Genomic DNA, 21,392 nt, shown 5'->3' with positions numbered 1-21,392 from the left:
TACCGTCCGAAGAGCACTCTTTTCCAACAGAGCTTTCAAACACAGCAGCATTTACCTACGGGCAGGAGGGACGGGGCGTCTTCGCTCCGTATGGATGGACGTGAAGCGATACTTCCGTGGGCCGGTCATGTGGATCGTGCTGGCCGTCCTCGCCGTGGTCGTGTTGATGCAGGTCGTCGGCTCGTCGGGCGGCTACAAGACGGTGGACACCGCCAAGGTGATCCAGGCGATCAGCAAGGACCAGGTGGAGCAGGCCAAGCTGACCACCGGTGACGAACAGATTCTCAAGATCGAACTTAAGGACGGCCAGAAGCTTGCCGGCGAGTCCGGCACCAAGTTCCAGGCGAGCTACATCGGCAACCAGGGCGTCCAGCTCGCCGACACGCTCCAGCAGAAGTTCGAAGCGGGTGACATCGAGAAGGGTTACACCGTCTCGCCGTCGAAGCAGTCCCCGTTCGTCTCGATCCTTCTCTCGCTGCTGCCCTTCGTCCTGATCGTCGTCGTCTTCCTGTTTCTGATGAACCAGATGCAGGGCGGCGGCTCCAAGGTCATGCAGTTCGGCAAGTCCAAGGCCAAGCTGATCACCAAGGACACCCCGAAGACGACCTTCGCCGATGTGGCGGGGTCCGACGAGGCGGTTGAGGAACTCCACGAGATCAAGGAGTTCCTCCAGGAGCCGGCGAAGTTCCAGGCCGTCGGCGCCAAGATCCCCAAGGGCGTCCTGCTCTACGGGCCGCCCGGTACGGGCAAGACGCTGCTCGCACGCGCCGTCGCCGGCGAAGCGGGCGTGCCGTTCTACTCGATCTCCGGGTCCGACTTCGTCGAGATGTTCGTCGGTGTCGGTGCCTCCCGGGTGCGTGACCTCTTCGAGCAGGCCAAGGCGAACGCCCCGGCGATCGTCTTCGTCGACGAGATCGACGCCGTCGGCCGGCACCGCGGTGCCGGCATGGGCGGCGGCCACGACGAGCGCGAGCAGACGCTCAACCAGCTGCTCGTCGAGATGGACGGTTTCGACGTGAAGGGCGGGGTCATCCTGATCGCCGCCACCAACCGCCCGGACATCCTCGACCCGGCCCTCCTGCGCCCGGGACGCTTCGACCGGCAGATCGCGGTCGACCGTCCCGACATGCTGGGCCGGCTGGAGATCCTCAAGGTCCACCAGAAGGGCAAGCCGGTCGCGAAGGACGTCGATCTCGGCGCCGTCGCCCGCCGGACGCCCGGCTTCACCGGTGCCGACCTGTCGAACGTGCTGAACGAGGCCGCGCTCCTGACGGCGCGCAGCAACAAGAAGCTCATCGACAACGAGATGCTCGACGAGGCCATCGACCGCGTCGTGGCGGGCCCGCAGAAGCGGACCCGGATCATGTCCGAGAAGGAAAAGAAGATCACCGCGTACCACGAGGGCGGCCACGCCCTGGTCGCGGCGGCCTCCCCCCAGTCGGACCCGGTCCACAAGATCACGATCCTCTCCCGCGGCCGCGCCCTCGGCTACACGATGGTGCTCCCGGAGGAGGACAAGTACTCCACGACGCGCAACGAGATGCTCGACCAGCTGGCATACATGCTGGGCGGGCGCGCGGCCGAGGAGCTGGTCTTCCACGACCCGACCACCGGCGCCGCGAACGACATCGAGAAGGCCACGGCGACGGCCCGCGCGATGGTCACGCAGTACGGCATGACGGAGCGGCTCGGCGCCATCAAGTTCGGCGGCGACAACACCGAGCCCTTCCTGGGCCGTGAGATGGGCCACCAGCGCGACTACTCGGAAGAGGTCGCGGCGCTCGTCGACGAAGAGGTCAAGAAGCTCATCGAGAGCGCCCACAACGACGCGTGGGAGATTCTCGTCGAGAACCGCGACATCCTCGACGCCCTCGTGCTCGAACTCCTGGAGAAGGAGACGCTCGGCAAGGACGAGATCGCGGAGATCTTCGCCCCGATCGTCAAGCGTCCCGCCCGCCCGGCGTGGACCGGCTCCGCCCGGCGCACCCCGTCGACGCGGCCTCCGGTGCTCTCCCCGAAGGAGCTGGCCCTCACCAACGGCGCTTCCACCGCCAACGGCTCGGCCACCCCGCCGGAGATCGCCCCGGCGACGGACCTCACGAAGGACATCGCCCCCTCCACGGAGGGGATCCCCGAGGACCGTCCCGAGAGCTAGATCCGCAGCGCATCCGGTGAGACCTCCGTCACGGGGGTCTCACCAGGTCCGGAATGGATGCCGCGCCCCCCAGGTTTTAGCCTGTGGGGGCGCGGCTTTTCCGTATGCCTGCGATGTCCACGTGCGAACCGCGCACGGGGCAGCACAGAGGAACGAGGCACAGATGACCGACCCGGTGACGCTCGACGGCCAGGGATCGATCGGCGATTTCGACGAGAAGCGGGCCGAGGCGGCCGTACGCGAGCTGCTCGTCGCCGTCGGGGAGGACCCGGACCGCGAGGGCCTCAGGGAGACACCGGGGCGGGTGGCGCGGGCGTACAAGGAGATATTCGCGGGCCTGTACCAACAGCCCGAAGACGTCCTGACGACCACATTCGACCTGGGTCATGACGAGATGGTCCTGGTCAAGGACATCGAGGTGTTCAGCACCTGTGAGCATCACCTGGTGCCGTTCCGGGGCGTCGCGCACGTCGGCTACATTCCGGCGGCCACCGGCAAGATCACCGGTCTCTCCAAGCTGGCCCGGCTGGTGGACGTCTACGCCCGCCGCCCACAGGTCCAAGAGCGGCTGACGACCCAGATCGCCGAGTCCCTCATGTCGATCCTGGAGCCGCGCGGAGTCATCGTCGTCGTCGAGTGCGAGCACATGTGCATGTCCATGCGGGGGATCCGCAAGCCCGGCGCGAAGACCCTCACCTCCGCGGTGCGCGGCCAGCTCCGCGACCCCGCGACGCGCGCCGAGGCGATGAGCCTCATCATGGCCCGCTGACATCGCCTGACGACGGCCCCGACGGTACTGGCCGGCCCGCCGCCCTAAGCGGTCGCCGTGCCCGTGCCGTCGTGGTTGTTCTCGCCGTCCTCGGGGAGGCGGCAGACGCGTTCCAGGAAGAAGGCGGCCGCGATGACTCCGATGCCCGCCACCGCCGCCGCGCCCGCGTAGATGGCCTGGTCGCGGCGGGGCGGGACGTCGAGGAAGCTGAGCAGGAAGACGCCCGTGCCGCCGTACATCCCGGCGACCAGGGCGGTGACCAGGGCGCTCGCCTGGCCGAAGACGACCGCCCTCGCCGCCATCAGGGGCTCGACGCCCTTGGCGCCGGGGCGGCGCTCCCGCTGGGCGCGGAGGCGGGTGCGGATGGAGAGCGCGGTGGCCAGGAGGATCACCGCGATCACGGCGAGCACGATCGACGCGGCCAGCGGGACGCTCGGGAGCGTGCCGAGGGAGTCCCAGAGGCGGGCGCCGCCCCAGGAGAGGACGCCGGCGGCGGCGAAGAGGCCCGCCAGTACCCCGAGCCGTAGTTGCTTCACCGCGTGAGCCGCCCTTCGTCGCCTGTGTTCCTGAGCCCGTGATCCCGAAGCCTGTGAGCCCTGAGCCCGTGTTCCTGAGCTCGTGCCCGTCGAGCCTAACGACTACTCCGGCAGGCGCAGTTCCAGGTCGGCGCGGGGCAGGACGCCTTCGCGGCCGACCCCGGCGAGCAGCTCGGAGACCGGGCCTGCGCCGGGGAGCTGGGCCTCGGGGTCCACGTCGTGCCAGGGGGCGAGGACGAAGGCCCGCTCGTGGGCGCGGGGGTGGGGGAGGGTGAGCACCGGGTCGTCGGAGAGGACGTCCGCGTACGCCACGATGTCGACGTCGATGGTGCGCGGGCCCCACCGCTCCTCGCGGACCCGGTCGAAGGCCTCCTCGACGGCCTGGCCGCGCTCCAGCAGGGATGCCGGCGGCAGCGTCGTCTTCACGAGGATGACCGCGTTGAAGTACGACGGCTGGCTGTCCGCCGCGACGCCCCAGGGCTCCGTCTCGTACACCGGGGAGACCGCCTTGACCCGCAGGCCCGGGGTGTCCTCCAGCGCGTCGACGGCGCCCTGGAGGGTCTCCAGCCGGTTGCCCAGGTTGGAGCCGAGGGCGATCACGGCCATCTTGGGGTTGGAAAGGGTGGTGTCGGCGGCGTCCACCTGCTTGACGACGGCGTCGGGCACCGGCTGTACGGTCGGATCGCTCTGCCCCTCGGTGGAAAACGCAGTCATGCTCGGCTCCGAATGATGGTGATGGTCACGTCGTCGAAGGGGACGGTGATCGGTGCGTCCGGCTTGTGGACCACGACCTCGACCTCCTGGACACCTTCGTGCTTCAGGCACTGCTGGGCGATGCGCTCGGCGAGCGTCTCGATCAGGTCGACCGGCTCGCCCGTCACCACCTCGACGACCTCCTCGGCCACGACGCCGTAGTGCACGGTGCGGGCCAGGTCGTCGGTGGCTGCCGCGGGGCGGGTGTCGAGGCCGAGCACCAGGTCGACGATGAAGGTCTGGCCCTCTTCCCGCTCCCGGGGGAAGACGCCGTGGTGCCCACGGGCCTTGAGGCCGCGCAGCGCGACACGATCCACGCGAATCACTCCTGCTGTCGTTGGTCCAAGAGGCACCCGGCCGCGTGCGGGCGGCAAGGTGCCTTCTTTCGAATCTACCTGCGAGCACCGGCAGTGCTCGCCCGTGGGGGCCATGGACAGCGCCTCGCGGGCTGGTAGCCGCCCATACCCCGCGGCCGTGGCTTCCAACCCCTGTCCACACGTGGGGGTGGCTTCCCGTCATCAGGTGGACGGTTCCTCCTCGTCGTCCTCGTCGGTCTCCGCCAGGACGGGCGAGCCGTGGTGGGACCAGAGCTTCCACCCCTCGGGCGTGCGCCGGAACACGTTCGTGGCGACGACCAGCTGGCCCACCAGCGGCCCCAGGGCGTTGCCCTCCTCTGCCGGGCCGCCGCTGAGGATGTTCTCGGTGCAGGTGACCAGGGCGGTGTCGCCGGTCATCGCGACGTTGACGTCCGTCAGGAAGAACTGGATGTAATCGGTGTTCGCCATGATCAGGGCGTAGCTGCGCAGCACGTCGCCCCGCCCCGTGAGCACCGGCCACCCCGGGTGGACGCAGGAGACGGTGAGGTCCTCGCCCGGCAGCCAGAGGTCGGAGAGGCCCTCGTGGTCGCCGCGTTCCAGGGCTTCGTAGAAGGCGGTGTTGGCCGTCTCGACCTCCGCGATGTCGGCGGCGGCCGACGCGTGGTCCTCGTTCACGCGGCTCCCTCGACGGCGCGGGCGACCCGTACGGCGTCGGCGCTGGCCCCCACCTCGTGGACGCGGACCGCCCAGGCCCCGGCCCGGGCGGCGAGGGCGGAGACCGCCGCGGTGGCCGCGTCACGTTCGCGGGCGGGCGGCAGGGCGGCGCCGGGGCCTGCCAGCACATGGCCGAGGAAGCGTTTGCGGGAGGCTGCCACCAGCAGCGGGCGGCCCAGCGCGTGCAGCTCGTCCAGGTGCGCGACGAGGGCCAGGTCGTGGGGGGCCAGCTTCGCGAAGCCGAGGCCGGGGTCGATCACGACGCGCTCCGGGGCCACACCGCCCGCCACCACCGCGTCCATCCGCTGCCGCAGCTCGTCGAGGACCTCGGCGACCACGTCCTCGTACACCGCGCGGCTGTTCATGGACTCGCTGAAGCCGCGCCAGTGCATCACGACGAACGGGACCCCGGCGGCGGCGACGGCCGGGATCATGGCCGGGTCCGCGAGGCCTCCGCTCACGTCGTTGACCAGGACGGCCCCGGCCGCGACGGCCTTCTCGGCGACGCGGGCGCGCATGGTGTCCACGGAGACGGTGACGCCCTCGGAGGCCAGCCCCTTCACGACGGGGATCACCCGCCGCAGCTCCTCCGACTCGTCCACCCGGCTGGCGCCGGGGCGGGTCGACTCGCCGCCGACGTCGACCAGGTCGGCGCCCTCGGACACCAGGTCGAGGCCGTGCTTGACCGCGGCCGTGGTGTCGAACCAGCGGCCGCCGTCGGAGAAGGAGTCGGGCGTCACGTTGACGACCCCCATGACCGCACAGCGGTCCCACTCCGGCAGCCCTCGTACCGTGCCCCGCGTGCGTGTCGTACTCATACGACCAGCCTAGGCCCCGCAGGGCCGCCCCCTACGCCGCGTGTACCCCGTGCTCCGGGGCGCTGCGCAGCGTGTGGCCGCAGGGGCGCTGGGCGCGGGAGCGGAACGGGCGGGGCAGCGAGAAGTTCACGAACCCCTCCGCCTGCATCGCCGCGATCCCGATGCGGGGCAGGTCGCGGCTGGTGCGGAAGACCACGAAGCGGGGCTCCCAGCGGGGCCTGAACTTGGCGTTGAACTTGTACAGCGACTCGATCTGGAACCAGCGGGAGAGGAAGATCAGCAGCCCCCGCCAGCAGCGCAGCACCGGTCCCGCGCCGAGCCGCTCGCCGCGCGCCAGCGCCGAGCGGAACATCGCGAAGTTCAGCGAGACCCGGGCGACGCCCAGCTTCCCGGCGGCCTGGAGCGAGGCGACGATCAGCAGCTCGTTCATGCCGGGGTCGGCCGAGCGGTCGCGGCGCATCAGCTCCAGGGACATCCCGTCGCGCCCCCACGGGACGAAGTGGAGGACCGCCTTCAGGTCGCCGTGCGGTCCGTCCCCGGAGCCGGGCAGGTGGGCGGTGGCGATCACGCAGTCGCCGTCGGCGGGGTCGCCGATCCGGCCGAGCGCCATGGAGAAGCCGCGCTCGGTGTCGGTGCCGCGCCAGTCGGCGGCGGCCCGGCGGATGCGCTCCAGCTCGGTGGCGCCGATGTCACGTGCTCGCCGGACCCGGGTCTCGTAGCCGTTGCGTTCGATGCGCCCCACCATCTGGCGTACGTTCCGCATGGCCCGCCCGGCGAGGGAGAAATCCGCGACATCGACCACCGCCTCGTCGCCCAGCTCCAGGGCGGTGAGTCCGGTCTCGCGGGTCCAGACCTCGCCGCCGCGCTCGCTGCACCCCATCACGGCCGGGGTCCAGGAGTGCGCCTTCGCCTCGTCCATGAAGCGTTCGATGGCGCCCGGCCAGGCCTCCACGTCGCCGATGGGGTCGCCGCCGGCCAGCATCACCCCGGAGACGACCCGGTAGCAGACGGCGGCCTTGCCGCTGGGGGAGAAGACGACGGCCTTGTCGCGGCGGAGCGCGAAGTGGCCGAGCGAGTCGCGGCCACCGTGCGTCGCGAGCAGCGCCCGCAGCCGGCTCTCGTCGTCCTCGGTGAGGCGGGCGGCCGGGTGTTCGGGGCGGAAGGCGAGGTAGATCGTGGTGACGGCGGTCAGCAGGCCGAGGGCGCCGAGCGAGTAGGCGACGGTCCAGCTGGTCCGCCCGGCGTAGTCGACCGGGCCCTCGATGCCGAACAGGCCGTAGAGCACGTGCTGGAGCCGGTCCGCGATGGAAGGGTCGCCGACGACGCGGCCGGGGTGGACGGAGACGATGACCAGCCCGAGCGCCAGCGAAGAGGCCCCGAGCAGTACGAAGTTGGCCAGCGCCCGCCACCGGCTGCGCGGGTCGGGCAGCGCGCGGAACTGGTCCCGGTGGTGGACGAGCAGGCAGCAGAGCGTCAGGGAGACCAGGACGCCGACGATGGAGTGGCGGTACGCGAACTGCGCCACGGCCCCCGCCGGAAGCAGCACCACCGCCGCCCGCCAGGCCCGCCGCTTGTGCCGCTTCAGCCCGTGCGCGAGCAGGAGCAGCAGCACACCGGCGCTCAGCGAGAGCGCGGCGGCGAACGGGCCGAGCGCCCCGGGGAGCACCTCGGCGAGGGTGTGCATCCGGCTGTGCCGGAAGCGGGGGAAGACCCCGGCCGCGATGTCGATCAGCCCGACGACGGTGCAGGCGGCGCCGACGACGGCCGGTACGGCTTCGGGGCGCGGGCCGCGGAGCAGCCGCCGCACACGTTGCGGAACCGACACCGTTTTATCCCCATCTACCGTGACAGACATCGCTTCCGTGGCTCCAGATGAGATCGCAGATTCCTTGAGTCCGTCGGCCGTCGCCGTTCCGGACGGTGTGCTCCCTCTAGGACGGGGGCCGAGTGGCGAGGGTTCATCCACATTCCGGAAATTTCCGCTCGGAAGCGCGGGCAGAACACAGACAAAAGCAGTCGGAACGCAGTCGGAACGCAGAGAAAGCTCACTCATGGGTCTCACCAGCAAGGTAGTTCTGGCGGTCGTGGCGGCCTCGGCCGTGGCGCTGTTCGCCGCCACGGTCTGGCTCTGGCCACGCCTGGCCCGGCGGAGCGCCGCCGCCGTGACGGGCCGGGTCGGGCTGCTGCTGGCGACCCAGCTGACGCTGTTCGCCTCGGTCGGCCTGGCGGCGAACAACGCGTTCCTCTTCTACGGCTCCTGGGCCGACCTCTTCGGTCAGAAGCAGGAGCTGGGCGTGGTCAGCGACCACACGGGCGGGGGGCCCGGCTCACGGAACATGACGCGGATCGGCACCCAGCGCCCGGACGTGCCGGGCGGCGGGGTGCCGACGGCGGGCGGGCGGATCGACAAGGTGGTGGTCTCGGGGCGGCTGTCGGGGATCGAGTCCCCGGCGTACGTCTATCTGCCGCCTGAGTACTTCCGCAGCGCCTACGCCAAGCGGACGTTCCCGGCGGTGGTGGTGCTGACCGGCTACCCGGGCACGGCGGAAAACCTCCTCAAGGGCCTGCGTTATCCCCAGACGGCGCACGAGCGCGTGAAGGCGGGCAAGGCGCAGCCGATGATCCTGGTGATGCTGCGGCCGACGGTGGCGCCGCCCCGGGACACCGAGTGCGTGGACATACCGAAGGGGCCGCAGACGGAGACGTTCTTCGCGAAGGACCTCCCGGAGGCGATCACACAGTCGTACCGGGTCGGCGAGCAGGCCCGCAACTGGGGCATCATCGGCAACTCGACCGGCGGCTACTGCGCGTTGAAGATCGGGCTGCACCACCCGGACCGGTACGCGGCGAGCGCCGGACTCTCCGCGTACTACAAGGCCGCCGAGGACCCGACGACCGGCGACCTGTTCCACGGGAAGCAGGCGCTGCGCGACCGTGCGGACCTGATGTGGACGCTGGAGAACCGGCCGCCGTCCGGCGGTTCGTTCCTGGTGACGACGTCACGGCAGGGCGAGGGGAACCTGAAGAGCACGATGAGGTTCATCGACAAGGTGAAGGCACCCGCCCGGGTGTCCTCGATCGTGCTGGACAGCGGCGGGCACAACTTCACGACGTGGCGGAGGGAGGTCCCGCCGGCGCTGGAGTGGCTGAGCGGGCGCCTCAGCGCACAGTGAGGGCCCGGCAGTGCGCAGTGTGGGCCCGGCAGCGCACAGTGAGCGGCGCCCCGGCTACGCGGTGGCGACCGTCTCGACGGCGACCTCCGCGCGCGGTACGGCTTGCGCGTCGGCGTCGATCGAGCGGCGCAGCGCCTCGTGCAGCCGGGCGGGGGTCAGTACGCCGAGGAAGCGGCCCTCGCTCTCCTTGTCGATGACCGCGATCCAGCCCGCGTCGTGCTGGAGCATGGTGGCGAACGCCTGCTTGAGCGGGGAGCCGAGCGGGAGCCAGGCCTCCATGCGGCGGGCGTGCTCGCGGACGGTGCCCTTCGCGGCGGTGGCCGCCTCGGCGGGGATCCAGCCGTGCAGGTTGTCCCGGCCGTCCAGCACGACGGCCCAGCGCGCGCCCTCGGACCGGAGGCGTGCGGTGGCCTCGGCGAGGGAGTCGTCGAGGTGGACGACCGGGGGTTGGTCGAGGTCGCTCTCCTCGATCGGGGTCACCGAGAGCCGCTTGAGCCCGCGGTCGGCGCCGACGAAGTCGGCCACGTAGAGGGTCGCGGGGGCGCCGAGGACGGTGGCGGGGGAGTCGAACTGCTCGATGCGGCCGTTCCCGTAGACGGCGATCCGGTCGCCGAGGCGGACGGCCTCCTCGATGTCGTGGGTGACGAACAGGACGGTTTTACGGACCTGTGCCTGGAGTTTCAGGAATTCGTTCTGGAGCCGTTCGCGCACGACCGGGTCGACCGCGCCGAAAGGCTCGTCCATCAGCAGCACGGGCGGGTCGGCGGCCAGGGCGCGGGCGACCCCGACGCGTTGGCGCTGCCCGCCGGAGAGCTGTTCCGGATAGCGGTCGCCGTAGACGGAGGGGTCGAGTCCGACGAGGTCGAGCAGTTCGGCGGCGCGTTCGCGTCCCTTTCCGCGCTTCCAGCCCAGGAGATGGGGGACGGTCGCGGTGTTCTCCAGCACCGTCTTGTGCGGGAAGAGGCCCACCTGCTGGATCACATAGCCGATGCGGCGGCGGAGTTCGACGGGGTCGACGGCGGATATGTCCTCCCCGTCGAGGAATATCGTGCCCTCGGTCGGTTCGATCAGCCGGTTCACCATTTTCATGGTGGTCGTCTTGCCGCAGCCGGAAGGTCCGACGAGCGTGACCAGTTCACCCTCGGCGACCTCGAACGAAAGGTCGTCGACGGCGGTGGTGCCGTCCGCGTACCGCTTGGTGACGTGCTCGAAACGGATCATGATTCCCCATGGTGGAGGGCGTTCTGTGAAGGGCGTGTTGCCGGAATGCGACAGCATCCGTGATTGTCAGTGGTCGAGGATAGGCTCGCCAGGCATCAGTTCGACACGGCCGCGACAAGGGAGACGGGAGGTGGGGGCCGGATGGCCGAAGGGAACTGCCTGGCGACGAACGACTGGATCTGCGGCGAGTATCTGCGCTCCCGCAGCCAGGAGCTGACCGACGCCACCGTGCAGCACATCGGGATCACGGTCGTCTCGGTGCTCATCGGGCTCGCGGTCGCCTTTCCGCTGGCGCTGCTCGCCCGCCGGGGCCGTGGCTTCGCCGGGCCGGTGCTCGGGCTGACGACGATTCTCTACACCGTGCCCTCGCTGGCGATGTTCTCGCTGCTGCTGCCCCTGTTCGGGCTCTCCGCCGCGCTCGTCGTCACGGGCCTGGTCCTCTATTCACTCACCATCCTCGTACGGAACATCCTGGCCGGCCTCGAAGCGGTGCCCGAGGAGGCAAAGGAGGCCGCCCGGGGCATGGGGTACGGGCCGGGGCGGCTGCTGTGGGAGGTGGAGCTCCCGCTCGCGCTGCCCGCACTGATGGCGGGGCTGCGCACAGCCACCGTGTCGACGGTCGCGTTGACCACGGTCGGCTCGCTAGTCGGCAAGGGCGGCCTCGGCAATCTCATCGAGGACGCGCTGCCGAGCTTCTTCAAGGCCCAGGTGCTCGCCGCCTCCGTCCTGTGCGTTCTGCTCGCGGTCGCCGCCGACCTGCTGCTCCTCGGCCTCCAGCGGCTGCTGACGCCCTGGACGCGTATACCGGCGGCGACGGGGGATACGCGTACGGGTGCGGGCGACGCGTCGGGCGAACACCCGGGCGGTCCGGCGGGCATACCCGCCCCGGCGAAGGTGGAGGCGGGCTGACCCGTGGGAGTCATCGGCGAAGCCTGGGCCTGGCTCACCACCGGGGCCAACTGGTCGGGTGACGGCGGCGCCGCGCACCGGCTCGGCGAGCACCTGTACGTGAGCGGGGTCGCCCTCGCGGTGGCCTGCGCCATCGCCCTGCCGCTCGCCCTGTGTCTGGGGCACATCGGCAAGGGCGGCGCGCTCGCGGTCAACATCTCCAACGTGGGGCGGGCCATCCCGGTCTTCGCGGTGCTGGCCCTCTTCATGGTCACGCCCCTGCGCAACTCCGGCTACTGGCCCACGATCATCGCGTTGGTCCTGTTCGCCGTGCCGCCGCTGCTGACCAACGCCTATGTCGGGATGCGGGAGGTGGACCGGTCCGTGGTGGAGGCCGCCCGGGGCATGGGGATGTCCGGCGGGCAGCTCCTCGTCCGGGTCGAGCTGCCGCTCGCCTACCCGATGATCATGACCGGGCTGCGCTCCGCCGCCGTCCAGGTCGTGGCCACCGCCTCGATCGCCGCCATGGTCGGTCTCGGCGGTCTCGGCCGGATCATCACCGCCGGGTTCAACACCTACGACACCGCACAGGTCTTCGCCGGCGCGATCCTGGTCGCCGCCCTGGCCCTGCTGGTGGAGGGGGTGCTGGTGGCGCTGGACCGGGTGCTGTCACCGCTGCGCCGTCGCCGGACCGCGTGAGGCACCCGGCGGCCCCCCCCCACCTTCCTTTCCTGGTCACCTTTTTCAGCTCGGACGGAGAACAGACATGAGCAGGACCTCGCGGATAGCCGGAGCGGTCATCGGCATCGTGGCGCTGACAGGGTCGCTCGCGGCCTGCGGCGGCGACAGCCTGGAAAAGGAGAAGGGCTCCGGCTCCTCGGGCGGCGACGGCAAGAAGGGCTCGCTCGTCGTCGGCTCGGCCGCCTTCACCGAGTCCAAGGTGCTCGCCGAGCTGTACGCGCAGATCCTGGGTGACGCCGGGTACAGCACCTCGATCACCACGGTGAAGAACCGTGAGCTGTACGAGCCCTCGCTGGAGAAGGGCGAGATCGACGTCGTACCCGAATACGCCGCCACGATCACCGAATTCCTCAACGCCAAGGTGAACGGGGCGGAGAGGGCCCAGAACGCCCCCCTCGCCTCCGGAGACGCCGCCGCCACGGTCGCCGCCCTGGAGAAGCTCGCGGAACCGCTGGGCCTCAAGGTGCTCCCGGCCGGGAAGGCCGTCGACCAGAACGCCTTCGCGGTCTCCAAGGAATTCGCCGAGAAGAACAACCTCAAGACCCTTTCCGATCTCGGAAGGTCGAAGCTCAAGGTCAAGATCGCGGCGGGCGACGAGTGCGAGGTGCGGCCCTTCTGCGCACCGGGTCTGAAGAAGACGTACGGCATCGACGTCACGGGGATCGACCCCAAGGGCGTCGGCACCCCGCAGTCCAAGCAGGCCGTCCGTGACGGCAAGGTCGAGCTGGTCCTGACGACGACCACGGACGCCGTGCTGGACGGCCTGGTGTTCCTGGAGGACGACAAGAAGCTCCAGAACGCCGACAACGTCCTGCCGGTCCTCAATGCCAAGGACGCGGGCGCCCCGGAGATCGCCGCCGCGCTCGGAAAGCTCACCGACACCCTCACCACGGAAGATCTCGCCGAGCTGAACCGCAAGGTCGACGCCGAGCGGGCGAAACCCACCGACGTGGCGAAGGAGTATCTGGAGTCGAAGGGCCTGCTCGAGAAGTAGGCCTGATCAGGAATCAGCGCCTGATCGAGGCGTGTTCTTGATCAAAAAGCAGGGGCTCGGGGGGCCGCCAGGTAACCGGCGGGGAAAGATTGCCGGGCGGCCCCCCAAGTAGCGCGCACACACGGTAAATTTCAGGCCATGCCACGTGGACGCCACCGCCATTCGCCACCCCTGCACAGAATCCTGCCGCCCTCCGTGGTGGCGGGAGTGTCGGTCGTCGGTGCTTCCGGCGCCTGGTTCCTCGCCGAACCCCTCGCCCTGCGCGGCCTGGTGGCCGCCGTGGCCGCCGCCGCCCTGACCGGCGCGTATCTGATGCGCAGCTGGGACCGGGCCGCTGGGCTGCAGGTCGCCGAGCTGACGCGGGCGCGCACCCGTGACGAGTGGCGGGCCGAGGAGCGGATAGCCGAGCTGGAGCAGGATCTGGAGGAGTCGCGCGAGCTGCGCACCCGTCTGGAGACCAAGCTCCGCCGCAAGCGCGTGGAGCTCGCCGGACTGCGCGGCGAGCACGCGGGCCTGCTGCGCCGGTACGCCAACGCCGAGACCGAGCGGGCCAGTGCGCTGGAGGGCCGCAGGCAGCTCGCCATCGAGGCGGCCGCCACCCCCGCCGAGCTGGCTGACGGGCGCTCGACGCCGACCCCGGAGGCCTACCGCCGCGCGGACGAGGCCCTGCTGAACCTCACCCGCAACGCCGCACTCCAGGAAGCCCGCCGGACCGCTGCCGCTGCCACTGCCGATGAGCAGGGCGCTGAGCAGAGTGCTGAGCAAGGTGCGGACGGGGAAGGCCCGCAGGGGAAGGACGCGGCGGCCACCGGGGCGGGCGAGCACCACCAGCACCGCCGCCCGTCGACCACCCCGCCCGCCCCGGCCATGAAGGCCCCGGCCCCCGCAGCCCCGGCCCCCATGACGCAGGCCGCCCCGGCCGCCAAGCCCCAGGCCCTCGGCGCCCGCCCCCAGGCCTCCGCCGCACCCGTGCACGTACCGCGCACGGTCCCCGCCGCCTCGGCCGTCGTGCCGTACGCCGCGGCCCGCCGCCATCTGGTTCCCCAGGGCAGCTTCGACTTCTTCGGCACCCAGAACGCCCAGAAGGCGAACGCCGCGATCGAGTCCGTCCAGAACGAGGACCTCGCGGACGTCGTCGGCGAGGAAGCGCTCGCCGCCCACCGCACGGGCGCGGTGCAGAACCGGGCCGTGGGCAAGGTCATCGACCTCACCGCGCACGACGAGACCGAGCAGATCGACGTGGCGGAGCTGCGCGGCGCGGTCTCCTGACGGCTCCGCGACCGGACTGCGAGGTCCGGCTACTTGTCGACGTCCCCGACGACGAAGAAGAGCGACCCCAGGATCGCCACCATGTCGGAGACCAGCGTCCCCGGCAGCAGTTCGGTGAGCGTCTGGATGTTGTTGAAGGAAGCGGAGCGCAGCTTCAGCCGGTACGGGGTCTTCTCGCCCTTGGAGACCAGGTAGTAGCCGTTGAGGCCGAGCGGGTTCTCCGTCCAGGCGTACGTGTGCCCCTCGGGCGCCTTCAGCACCTTGGGCAGTCGCTGGTTGACCGGCCCCGGCTCCAGGCCGGCCATCCGGTCCAGGCACGCGTCCGCCAGGTCCAGCGAGTTGAGGGTCTGCTCCAGCAGGCACTCGAAGCGGGCCAGGCAGTCGCCCTCGGTCCGGGTGACCACCTTCAGGGTGTCCTGGAGCTCCCCGTACGCGAGATACGGCTCGTCGCGCCGCAGGTCGAAGGCGACGCCCGAGGCGCGTGCGATGGGCCCCGACACCCCGTACGCGTGCACGGCTTCGGCGGAGAGCACGCCGACATCGCGCGTACGGGCCCGGAAGATCTCGTTGCCGAGGACCAGGTTCTCGTAGATGTCCATCCGGGAGCGGACCGAGGCGACGGCGTCCCTGACCCGGCCCGACCAGCCCGCCGGGACGTCCTCCTTGAGGCCGCCGACCCGGTTGAACATGTAGTGCATCCGGCCGCCGGAGACCTCCTCCATCACCGCCTGGAGCTCCTCGCGCTCCCGGAAGGCGTGGAAGACCGGGGTGATGCCGCCGAGTTCGAGCGGGTAGGAGCCGAGGAACATCAGGTGGTTGAGGACCCGGTTCAGCTCGGCGAGCAGCGTCCGCGTCCAGACCGCGCGCTCGGGGACCTCCATGCCGAGCATGCGCTCGACGGCCATCACGACGCCCAGCTCGTTCGAGAACGCGGAGAGCCAGTCGTGGCGGTTGGCGAGCATGATGATCTGCCGGTAGTCGCGCGCTTCGAAGAGCTTCTCCGCGCCCCGGTGCATATAGCCGATGACCGGCTCGGCGTGCTGGACGCGTTCACCGTCCAGGACGATCCGCAGCCGGAGCACCCCGTGGGTGGAGGGGTGCTGCGGGCCGATGTTCAGCACCATGTCGGTGCTCTCCGCCGCGCCGCCGATGCCGATGGTCGTCTCCGTCATGGGGGCCAGTATTCCCTGACCGGCCCCGCGCCAGGGCGGTTACCCGTGCTCCGGCGACGCCCCCACCCGGTGCAGCAGCCACCCGAAGTCGCCGAGCCCGCCGCGCGCGGTCAGCTCCGCCGCCTCACCGGCCGCCGCCAGCGCCCGCACGTACCCGGCCGGATCGGTGGCGGCCAGGCTCAGCGGCGGTCGGCCCCCGCCGACCCCCAGCCGCGCGAGCGCCGCCCGCTGGTCGGTGAGCTCCGCGGCCCCCGGGACCGCCGCCGCGCACGCGTCCAGCGCCACATGCGCGGTCAGGTCGCAGGACCCGTCGGGCACCGGGCGCACCTCCCGCCCGCTCCGGAACCCGGTCAGCGTCCCGAAGGGCGGCCGGGCGCCCCGTACATGCGCGTAGTCCACCGCCACCGCGAGCCCGGCGTCCAGCGAACCCACCGCCCGCGCCCAGGCGAGATCGCGAGGCAGCCCGATCTCGGCCCGCTCACCCGGCACGGACAGCGGCCACCAGCGCTCCAGCCACGCGGCGTCCGCCCCGGTCACCGGCGGGCCGAGGCGCTCGCCGCCGTCCGAGGTCCGCACCTGTACGTACCGGGCGACGCCGTCCCCGTCCACCTCCGCCACGTCCACCGGCACGTTGTCCAGCCACTCGTTGGCGAACAGCAGCCCGCCGACGCCCCGGGGCGGCTCGGCGCACCAGACGATCCGGGGATCCAGTCCCGGCGGGCGGGCGGCGACCTCCACCCCGTACGGGACCACCTCCAGCCCGTCCGGGAGGGCGGCGAGCACCCCGGTCAGCAGCTCACCGCGCCCGGACCCCACATCCACCAGGGCCACCGTGCCGACGCCCAGCTCCCCGGCGGTCCGGGCCAGCAGTCCGGCCACCGCTCGTGCGAACAGGGGCGATGCGTGGACCGACGTACGGAAGTGGCCCGCCGGCCCCTCCGGGCTCCGGACCGGACTCCGGTAGAAGCCCCCGTCCCCGTACAAAGCGGTCTCAGCCGCCTCCCGCCACCCCTGCCACTCCTCCGTCATGTGGGCAAGTCTCCACCTTGGGGAGTACGGTCCCAGGATCTGGATCGACCCTCCGGTTGACCCGGGCACCCATCCGCTGTCCTTACGCTGGGCTACGTGCAGCGCCTCTACGATTTTCTCCGCAGACACCCGACGGGCGTCGACGTCTTCTGGGCGGTCGTCCTCCTCGGGCTCTCCGGCATGTCGATGGCGTCGGGCATGTACGACGCCGGGCGGGAGGAGATCCTCGCGGTTCCGGTTGCGCTCGGCTTCTCCACGGTCGTGGCGCTGCGCCGACGCCTCCCCGAGAAGATGCTGCTGCTCGCCATCGCGGTGGGGGTGCTCCAGCTGGTCGGCGACGTCCGGCCGAACATCGGCAACTTCGCGATGCTGGTGATCACCTTCACGGTGGCCACGATCGGGGAGCGCTGGGCCTCCCGCCTCGCCCTGGTCTGCAGCCTCAGCGCGGCCGCCCTCTCGCAGGTGCGCTGGGAGGCTGAGCCGGGCGGCTCCTGGCCCCAGCAGATCTTCGTGACGGTGATCATGACGGTGCCGTTCGTGCTGGCCTGGGTGATGGGCGACTCGCTGCGGACCCGGCGGGCCTACTTCAGCCAGCTGGAGGAGCGCGCCGCCCGGCTGGAGCGGGAGCGCGAGGCCCAGTCCAAGGTGGCGGTGGCCGCCGAGCGGGCCCGGATCGCCCGGGAGCTGCACGATGTCGTCGCGCACAACGTGTCCGTGATGGTGGTTCAGGCCGACGGCGCCGCGTACGTGATGGACGCGGCGCCCGACCAGGCCCGCCAGGCGCTGGAGACGATCTCCTCCACCGGCCGGCAGGCGCTGGCCGAGATGCGGCGGCTGCTGGGGGTGCTGAGGACCGGCGACACCCGGGAGAGCGGGGAGTACGTCCCGCAGCCCGATGTGGAGCAGATCGAGGACCTGGTCGACCAGGTGCGCCGGACCGGTCTGGCGGTGGACTTCAAGGTGGAGGGCACCGCCCGCCCGCTGCCGAGCGGCGTGGAGCTGACCGCGTACCGCATCGTGCAGGAGGCGCTCACCAACACCCGCAAGCACGGCGGCCCCGACGCCGGGGCCAGCGTCCGGCTGGTCTACTTCGACGACGGCCTCGGCCTGCTGGTCGAGGACGACGGCCGGGGCGCGGCGCACGAGCTCTACGAGGACGGCGGCGCGGACGGCGCCGGGCACGGGATGATCGGGATGCGGGAGCGGGTCGGCATGGTCGGCGGAACGCTGGACGCGGGCCCGCGTCCGGGCGGCGGCTTCCGGATCAGCGCGCTGCTGCCGCTCAAACCGGCCGACTGAAACCGAACGTCCCCCGCAGTGCCCCCTCACCCCGCAGAGCTCCCTTACGACCCATAGAGGACAGGACAGAACCCATGGCCATCCGCGTGATGCTCGTCGACGACCAGGTGCTGCTGCGTACGGGCTTCCGGATGGTCCTGGCCGCCCAGCCCGACATGGAGGTGGTGGCGGAGGCCGGGGACGGCGCCGAGGCGATCGAGATCCTGCGGGCCACCGCGGTCGATGTGGTCCTGATGGACGTCCGCATGCCCCGCCTGGACGGCGTCGAGGCGACCCGCCGGATCTGCGCCCAGCCGAACCCGCCGAAGGTGCTGATCCTGACCACGTTCGACCTGGACGAGTACGCCTTCTCCGGGCTCAAGGCGGGGGCCAGCGGCTTCATGCTCAAGGACGTGCCGCCCGCCGAACTGCTCTCCGCGATCCGCTCGGTGCACAGCGGCGACGCGGTCGTCGCCCCGTCCACCACGCGCCGCCTGCTCGACCGCTTCTCCCCGATGCTGCCCAGCAGCGAGAAGGAGCCGAGGAACAAGCACATCCAGAAGCTCACCGAACGCGAACGCGAGGTGATGCTCCTGGTCGCCCAGGGCCTCTCGAACGGCGAGATCGCCGCCCGCCTCGTCCTCTCCGAGGCGACGGTCAAGACCCACGTCGGCCGCATCCTCACCAAGCTGAGCCTGCGCGACCGGGTCCAGGTCGTCGTCCTCGCCTACGAGACGGGCCTGGTGCGCGCGGGCGGCGGAGCGGGCTGAGCCCCGGACACCGGCTACCTCAGCACGCCCTCCAGGAAGTCGCTGCCGATGCGGGCGACGACCGTGAGGTCCAGCTGGTGCAGTACGTAGCGGCCGCGGCGCCGCGTCGTGATCAGGCCCGCCTTCTTGAGCACCGACAGATGCCGGGAGACCTCGGGCGCGGTGATGCGGTGGGCGTCGGCCAGTTCGCCGGTGGTGTACGCGGAGCGGGCGAGGTTGCGGCACAGGCGCATCCGCATCGGGTGGGCCAGGGCCTCCATCCGGAGCTGGAGCAGTTCGACGGAGGCGGGGGCCGGCAGGTCGGGGAGGCGGACCGGGTACTGGATCACCGGCCGCCAGCCCGGGGCGTGCAGCACCATCAGGTGCGGCCAGCCGAAGCTGCTGGGCAGGAGGGTGAGGCCGGTGCCGACGTCCGGGTCGACAGCGGTGGTCCGGGCCTCGGCCAGCTTGTCGACGGAGAGTCGGCCCGCCTCCTCGTCCAGGGTCAGTGCGGCGGAGACCGCGCCCATCGCCTCCTGGACGCCCTTGCGCCGCAGCACCTCCGTCTTGTGCCGGGCGTCGGCGGCCAGCTGGACGGAGACCCGGCGCCAGGTGTCCGCGAAGAACGCCTGGTCGCAGTCCTCGAAGAGCCGCCGGATCCAGCCGCGTACGCGGACGGGGTCGGCCAGGAGCCGCTCGGTGAACTTCACCTGCCGCGGGCCGCGCGCCGCCGCCATGTCCAGGGCGCGGGCCCGCATCGCGGCGTTCGTCAGCGGAGAGGGGTTGCCCGGCTCGACCAGGCCGGCGCAGGTGAACTCCAGCGCCGAGGTGACGAACCGTTCGTCGTCCAGCCGGTCCAGTATGTCCAGGTCCTCGGCCAGGTTCGCCCCGGGCCTGCCGTCGCCGCCGCGCACTCCGGCGTACGGCAGGAAGATGTCGGAGAAGGTGTGCCGCCAGAGGAACTCCGCCTCCAGCAGCCGGTCGGCGAGATCGGGCTCCAGTGCCGCCGAGGTCGCGGTGGCCCAGCCGTGCACGCCGGGGTGGTGGCCGGGCTCGGAGAGCGCGTGCAGCGCGTCCCCCAGCTCGGTGAGCGGGGAGACCGCGAAAACGACGCGGTCGGAGGGGAGGCCGGCGATGTCTATGTTCACGCTCACGCGTCCCATGGTGCGGGGTACGGGCACGGGGCGTCGCCTCATTTGACGGCGGCCGTCAATCAACGCGCGGACCTGCGGTGACGGGCGGACGCTGGAGGCATGGACGCCATCCAGCAGCACATGCTCGACACCTACCGCGCGGCCCGCCTGGGCGAGCCTGCACCGCCCCCGCCGGGCCGCCACGACCGCAGAACCCTGCGCGACCTGTACCACCACTGGCTGACCCACCCACCGACGCCGGATCAGCCCGTCCGCCTCCACCCCGGCCCGCCCGGCCACTCCAGCCCGTCCGGCGTTTGAGGACGAAACCCCGACGCCAGGGGGCCGGCCCCTCCACGAGGCCCCCTACTCCAGCAGCCCCACGAACACCCCCACCGCCTCCCGCACATCCCCCGCCGACCACTCGAGCCCGGCCCCCGCCACCGTCACCTCGGTGACCGACACCCCCGGCGGCAACCCGGCGGCCCCGGCCGCCCCCGCCCCCCACCGCCGGAACAACGTCACCCCCGTCTCCTCCGCCTGCCGCAACGACGCCTCGTCCAGCACCTCGGCCCCGTACGGCAGCCACACCTGGAACTGGTGCGTGTGCGGCGGCTCCGGATGCACCCGGAACCACGGCACCCCGGCCGCCGCGAAACCCTCCGCCATCGCCCCGGCGACCACCTTCGCGTGGGCCACGTACGACGGCAGCCGGGGCAGTTCCCGGTCCAGCCCGATCAGCGCGGAGAGCGCCGCCGGGTACTGCTGGAAGAGCTGGCCCCCGTACCGGTGGCGCCACACCCGCGCCTCCTCCACCAGCGCGTCCGGACCCGCCAGCACCGCCCCCGACAGCCCGTCCAGCGACTTGTAGAAGGACACGTACACACTGTCCGCGAGCGCCGCGATCTCCTGGAGGCCCCGCCCGAAGTGCGGACCGCACTCCCAGAGCCGCGCCCCGTCCAGATGGACCACCGCGTCCCGCTCCCGGGCCGCCGCCACGACGGCCTCCAGCTCGTCCCACGCGGGCAGTACGAACCCGGCGTCCCGCAGCGGCAGCTCCAGCATCAGCGTCCCGAACGGCTCCGGGTGGTCCCGTACCTCCTCCGCGCTCGGCATCCGGGCCGCCGACGTCAGGTGCACCGTCCGCAGCCCGCTCACCGCCCCCAGCGACCCCTCCTCGTGCAGCTCCGGGTGGGCCAGCGGATGCAGCGCCACCGTCGCGTTGCCCGTACGCCCGGCCCAGCACCGCAGCGCCACCTGCTGGGCCATGGTCCCGGTCGGGAAGAACGCCGCCGCCTCCGTCCCCAGCAGCCCGGCCACCCGCCGCTCCAGGTCGGCGACGACCCCGCCCCCGTACACATCCACCGCGTCGTCCGGATCGTGTACGGAACCGGCCCCGGAACCGGCCCCGATACCGGCCGTCAGCGCCGCGATCCCCTCGGCCACCGTGCCGTCCGTGGACCGGCGGGCCAGCACCCGGTGGGACCCGCGCCAGGCGGCCAGTCGGCGCCGCCGCTGCTCCTGCTCATCCATGGCTGTCATGGGACGATCATCCCCCGGACGACGGACGGCACGCCCCCACGGCCCCGCCCGCTCCGCGGAGTTATCCACAGGCTGTGGGCGGCGGGCGGGCTTCGCCGAAACGCTGGCGTAGCATGCAGAGAAATCGTCCGGTACCCCCCG

At 71.6% G+C, this 21,392-nt stretch carries 21 protein-coding genes; 10 read left to right on the top strand and 11 right to left on the bottom strand.

Features of this window, described 5'->3' with window-relative positions:
* Nucleotides 1-94: 94 nt before the first annotated feature.
* Both ftsH and folE read left to right on the top strand, forming a co-directional pair.
* Nucleotides 95-2,155 (top strand): ATP-dependent zinc metalloprotease FtsH, encoded by a 2,061-nt coding sequence (ftsH, locus tag AMK21_RS04390; RefSeq protein WP_073874405.1) that lies wholly within the window; start codon nucleotides 95-97, stop codon nucleotides 2,153-2,155.
* Between the two features lie 163 nt (nucleotides 2,156-2,318).
* Nucleotides 2,319-2,924: a GTP cyclohydrolase I FolE gene (gene folE / locus AMK21_RS04385; RefSeq protein ID WP_073874403.1), complete on the top strand. Its 606-nt coding sequence runs from the start codon at nucleotides 2,319-2,321 to the stop codon at nucleotides 2,922-2,924.
* A gap of 44 nt (nucleotides 2,925-2,968) precedes the next feature.
* Here the strand turns inward: folE and AMK21_RS04380 are convergent, their stop codons facing one another.
* The 6 genes from AMK21_RS04380 to AMK21_RS04355 all read right to left on the bottom strand — a co-directional run bounded on the left by AMK21_RS04380 (nucleotide 2,969) and on the right by AMK21_RS04355 (nucleotide 7,917).
* Complete coding sequence (locus AMK21_RS04380; protein WP_073874401.1) at nucleotides 2,969-3,460, bottom strand: DUF3180 domain-containing protein; 492 nt, start codon at nucleotides 3,458-3,460, stop codon at nucleotides 2,969-2,971.
* Between the two features lie 102 nt (nucleotides 3,461-3,562).
* Complete coding sequence (folK, locus tag AMK21_RS04375; RefSeq protein ID WP_073874399.1) at nucleotides 3,563-4,174, bottom strand: 2-amino-4-hydroxy-6-hydroxymethyldihydropteridine diphosphokinase; 612 nt, start codon at nucleotides 4,172-4,174, stop codon at nucleotides 3,563-3,565.
* Complete coding sequence (gene folB / locus AMK21_RS04370; protein WP_073874397.1) at nucleotides 4,171-4,530, bottom strand: dihydroneopterin aldolase; 360 nt, start codon at nucleotides 4,528-4,530, stop codon at nucleotides 4,171-4,173. Before folB ends, folK begins: the two co-directional genes overlap by 4 nt.
* 201 nt (nucleotides 4,531-4,731) lie before the next feature.
* Nucleotides 4,732-5,205 (bottom strand): nuclear transport factor 2 family protein, encoded by a 474-nt coding sequence (locus tag AMK21_RS04365; RefSeq protein WP_073874395.1) that lies wholly within the window; start codon nucleotides 5,203-5,205, stop codon nucleotides 4,732-4,734.
* Complete coding sequence (folP, locus tag AMK21_RS04360) at nucleotides 5,202-5,999, bottom strand: dihydropteroate synthase (RefSeq protein ID WP_199863130.1); 798 nt, start codon at nucleotides 5,997-5,999, stop codon at nucleotides 5,202-5,204. The genes AMK21_RS04365 and folP overlap by 4 nt, the downstream gene beginning before the upstream one ends.
* A 94-nt stretch (nucleotides 6,000-6,093) precedes the next feature.
* A complete protein-coding gene (locus tag AMK21_RS04355) occupies nucleotides 6,094-7,917 on the bottom strand; it encodes a phosphatidylglycerol lysyltransferase domain-containing protein (protein ID WP_073874391.1) in 1,824 nt (607 codons plus the stop codon).
* Between the two features lie 196 nt (nucleotides 7,918-8,113).
* On the opposite strand from AMK21_RS04355, the gene AMK21_RS04350 reads away from it, so the two are divergent.
* On the top strand, nucleotides 8,114-9,235 hold the full coding sequence (locus AMK21_RS04350) for an alpha/beta hydrolase (RefSeq protein WP_073874389.1): 1,122 nt from the start codon (nucleotides 8,114-8,116) through the stop codon (nucleotides 9,233-9,235).
* 54 nt (nucleotides 9,236-9,289) lie between these two features.
* On the opposite strand, the gene AMK21_RS04345 is transcribed toward AMK21_RS04350, so the two are convergent.
* Nucleotides 9,290-10,456: a betaine/proline/choline family ABC transporter ATP-binding protein gene (locus AMK21_RS04345; protein ID WP_073874387.1), complete on the bottom strand. Its 1,167-nt coding sequence runs from the start codon at nucleotides 10,454-10,456 to the stop codon at nucleotides 9,290-9,292.
* A gap of 141 nt (nucleotides 10,457-10,597) precedes the next feature.
* Between AMK21_RS04345 and AMK21_RS04340 the strand changes: the two genes are divergently transcribed.
* The 4 genes from AMK21_RS04340 (at nucleotide 10,598) to AMK21_RS04325 (ending at nucleotide 14,348) form a co-directional block, all read left to right on the top strand.
* Nucleotides 10,598-11,365: an ABC transporter permease gene (locus tag AMK21_RS04340; RefSeq protein WP_073874385.1), complete on the top strand. Its 768-nt coding sequence runs from the start codon at nucleotides 10,598-10,600 to the stop codon at nucleotides 11,363-11,365.
* 3 nt (nucleotides 11,366-11,368) lie between these two features.
* Nucleotides 11,369-12,043, top strand: coding sequence for an ABC transporter permease (locus AMK21_RS04335; RefSeq protein WP_073874383.1), 675 nt, complete (start codon nucleotides 11,369-11,371; stop codon nucleotides 12,041-12,043).
* Between the two features lie 67 nt (nucleotides 12,044-12,110).
* Entirely contained in the window at nucleotides 12,111-13,079 is a 969-nt protein-coding gene (locus AMK21_RS04330; RefSeq protein WP_073874381.1) for an ABC transporter substrate-binding protein, read from the top strand.
* A gap of 138 nt (nucleotides 13,080-13,217) precedes the next feature.
* Entirely contained in the window at nucleotides 13,218-14,348 is a 1,131-nt protein-coding gene (locus AMK21_RS04325; RefSeq protein WP_199863102.1) for a hypothetical protein, read from the top strand.
* A 29-nt stretch (nucleotides 14,349-14,377) separates the two neighbouring features.
* On the opposite strand, the gene AMK21_RS04320 is transcribed toward AMK21_RS04325, so the two are convergent.
* Together AMK21_RS04320 and AMK21_RS04315 are read right to left on the bottom strand one after the other, a co-directional pair.
* On the bottom strand, nucleotides 14,378-15,520 hold the full coding sequence (locus AMK21_RS04320) for an NADH-quinone oxidoreductase subunit D (RefSeq protein WP_073874377.1): 1,143 nt from the start codon (nucleotides 15,518-15,520) through the stop codon (nucleotides 14,378-14,380).
* A 39-nt stretch (nucleotides 15,521-15,559) separates the two neighbouring features.
* The gene (locus AMK21_RS04315; RefSeq protein WP_073874375.1) at nucleotides 15,560-16,549 is read right to left on the bottom strand and encodes an SAM-dependent methyltransferase; all 990 of its coding nucleotides are present in this window, start codon (nucleotides 16,547-16,549) and stop codon (nucleotides 15,560-15,562) included.
* 96 nt (nucleotides 16,550-16,645) lie between these two features.
* Here AMK21_RS04315 and AMK21_RS04310 point away from each other — a divergent pair, with 96 nt between their 5' ends.
* Together AMK21_RS04310 and AMK21_RS04305 are read left to right on the top strand one after the other, a co-directional pair.
* Nucleotides 16,646-17,848, top strand: a complete 1,203-nt coding sequence (locus AMK21_RS04310; protein WP_073874373.1) for a sensor histidine kinase — start codon at nucleotides 16,646-16,648, stop codon at nucleotides 17,846-17,848.
* Between the two features lie 74 nt (nucleotides 17,849-17,922).
* Complete coding sequence (locus AMK21_RS04305; protein ID WP_073874371.1) at nucleotides 17,923-18,597, top strand: response regulator transcription factor; 675 nt, start codon at nucleotides 17,923-17,925, stop codon at nucleotides 18,595-18,597.
* Between the two features lie 14 nt (nucleotides 18,598-18,611).
* Here AMK21_RS04305 and AMK21_RS04300 read toward each other — a convergent pair whose 3' ends face one another.
* Nucleotides 18,612-19,724: a DUF5937 family protein gene (locus AMK21_RS04300; RefSeq protein ID WP_073875535.1), complete on the bottom strand. Its 1,113-nt coding sequence runs from the start codon at nucleotides 19,722-19,724 to the stop codon at nucleotides 18,612-18,614.
* Between the two features lie 105 nt (nucleotides 19,725-19,829).
* Between AMK21_RS04300 and AMK21_RS04295 the strand changes: the two genes are divergently transcribed.
* A complete protein-coding gene (locus tag AMK21_RS04295; RefSeq protein WP_073874369.1) occupies nucleotides 19,830-20,030 on the top strand; it encodes a hypothetical protein in 201 nt (66 codons plus the stop codon).
* A gap of 45 nt (nucleotides 20,031-20,075) precedes the next feature.
* Here the strand turns inward: AMK21_RS04295 and AMK21_RS04290 are convergent, their stop codons facing one another.
* Nucleotides 20,076-21,251, bottom strand: a complete 1,176-nt coding sequence (locus AMK21_RS04290; RefSeq protein WP_073874368.1) for a threonine aldolase family protein — start codon at nucleotides 21,249-21,251, stop codon at nucleotides 20,076-20,078.
* Nucleotides 21,252-21,392: the final 141 nt, after the last annotated feature.

The sequence above is a fragment of the Streptomyces sp. CB00316 genome, assembly GCF_001905595.1.
Lineage (GTDB): Bacteria > Actinomycetota > Actinomycetes > Streptomycetales > Streptomycetaceae > Streptomyces.
Note: the sequence above shows the minus strand (reverse complement) of the source record. Positions and strands in the feature narration are given on the sequence as shown.

Excerpts from the sequence above, each read along its gene's own strand:
- ftsH (WP_073874405.1), top strand. The coding sequence starts at position 95 with ATGGACGTGAAGCGATACTTCCGTGGGCCGGTCATGTGGATCGTGCTG.
- folE (WP_073874403.1), top strand. The coding sequence starts at position 2,319 with ATGACCGACCCGGTGACGCTCGACGGCCAGGGATCGATCGGCGATTTC.
- folK (WP_073874399.1), bottom strand. The coding sequence starts at position 4,174 with ATGACTGCGTTTTCCACCGAGGGGCAGAGCGATCCGACCGTACAGCCG.
- folP (WP_199863130.1), bottom strand. The coding sequence starts at position 5,999 with ATGGGGGTCGTCAACGTGACGCCCGACTCCTTCTCCGACGGCGGCCGC.
- AMK21_RS04355 (WP_073874391.1), bottom strand. The coding sequence starts at position 7,917 with ATGTCTGTCACGGTAGATGGGGATAAAACGGTGTCGGTTCCGCAACGT.
- AMK21_RS04350 (WP_073874389.1), top strand. The coding sequence starts at position 8,114 with ATGGGTCTCACCAGCAAGGTAGTTCTGGCGGTCGTGGCGGCCTCGGCC.
- AMK21_RS04345 (WP_073874387.1), bottom strand. The coding sequence starts at position 10,456 with ATGATCCGTTTCGAGCACGTCACCAAGCGGTACGCGGACGGCACCACC.
- AMK21_RS04340 (WP_073874385.1), top strand. The coding sequence starts at position 10,598 with ATGGCCGAAGGGAACTGCCTGGCGACGAACGACTGGATCTGCGGCGAG.
- AMK21_RS04330 (WP_073874381.1), top strand. The coding sequence starts at position 12,111 with ATGAGCAGGACCTCGCGGATAGCCGGAGCGGTCATCGGCATCGTGGCG.
- AMK21_RS04325 (WP_199863102.1), top strand. The coding sequence starts at position 13,218 with ATGCCACGTGGACGCCACCGCCATTCGCCACCCCTGCACAGAATCCTG.
- AMK21_RS04320 (WP_073874377.1), bottom strand. The coding sequence starts at position 15,520 with ATGACGGAGACGACCATCGGCATCGGCGGCGCGGCGGAGAGCACCGAC.
- AMK21_RS04315 (WP_073874375.1), bottom strand. The coding sequence starts at position 16,549 with ATGACGGAGGAGTGGCAGGGGTGGCGGGAGGCGGCTGAGACCGCTTTG.
- AMK21_RS04305 (WP_073874371.1), top strand. The coding sequence starts at position 17,923 with ATGGCCATCCGCGTGATGCTCGTCGACGACCAGGTGCTGCTGCGTACG.
- AMK21_RS04295 (WP_073874369.1), top strand. The coding sequence starts at position 19,830 with ATGGACGCCATCCAGCAGCACATGCTCGACACCTACCGCGCGGCCCGC.
- AMK21_RS04290 (WP_073874368.1), bottom strand. The coding sequence starts at position 21,251 with ATGACAGCCATGGATGAGCAGGAGCAGCGGCGGCGCCGACTGGCCGCC.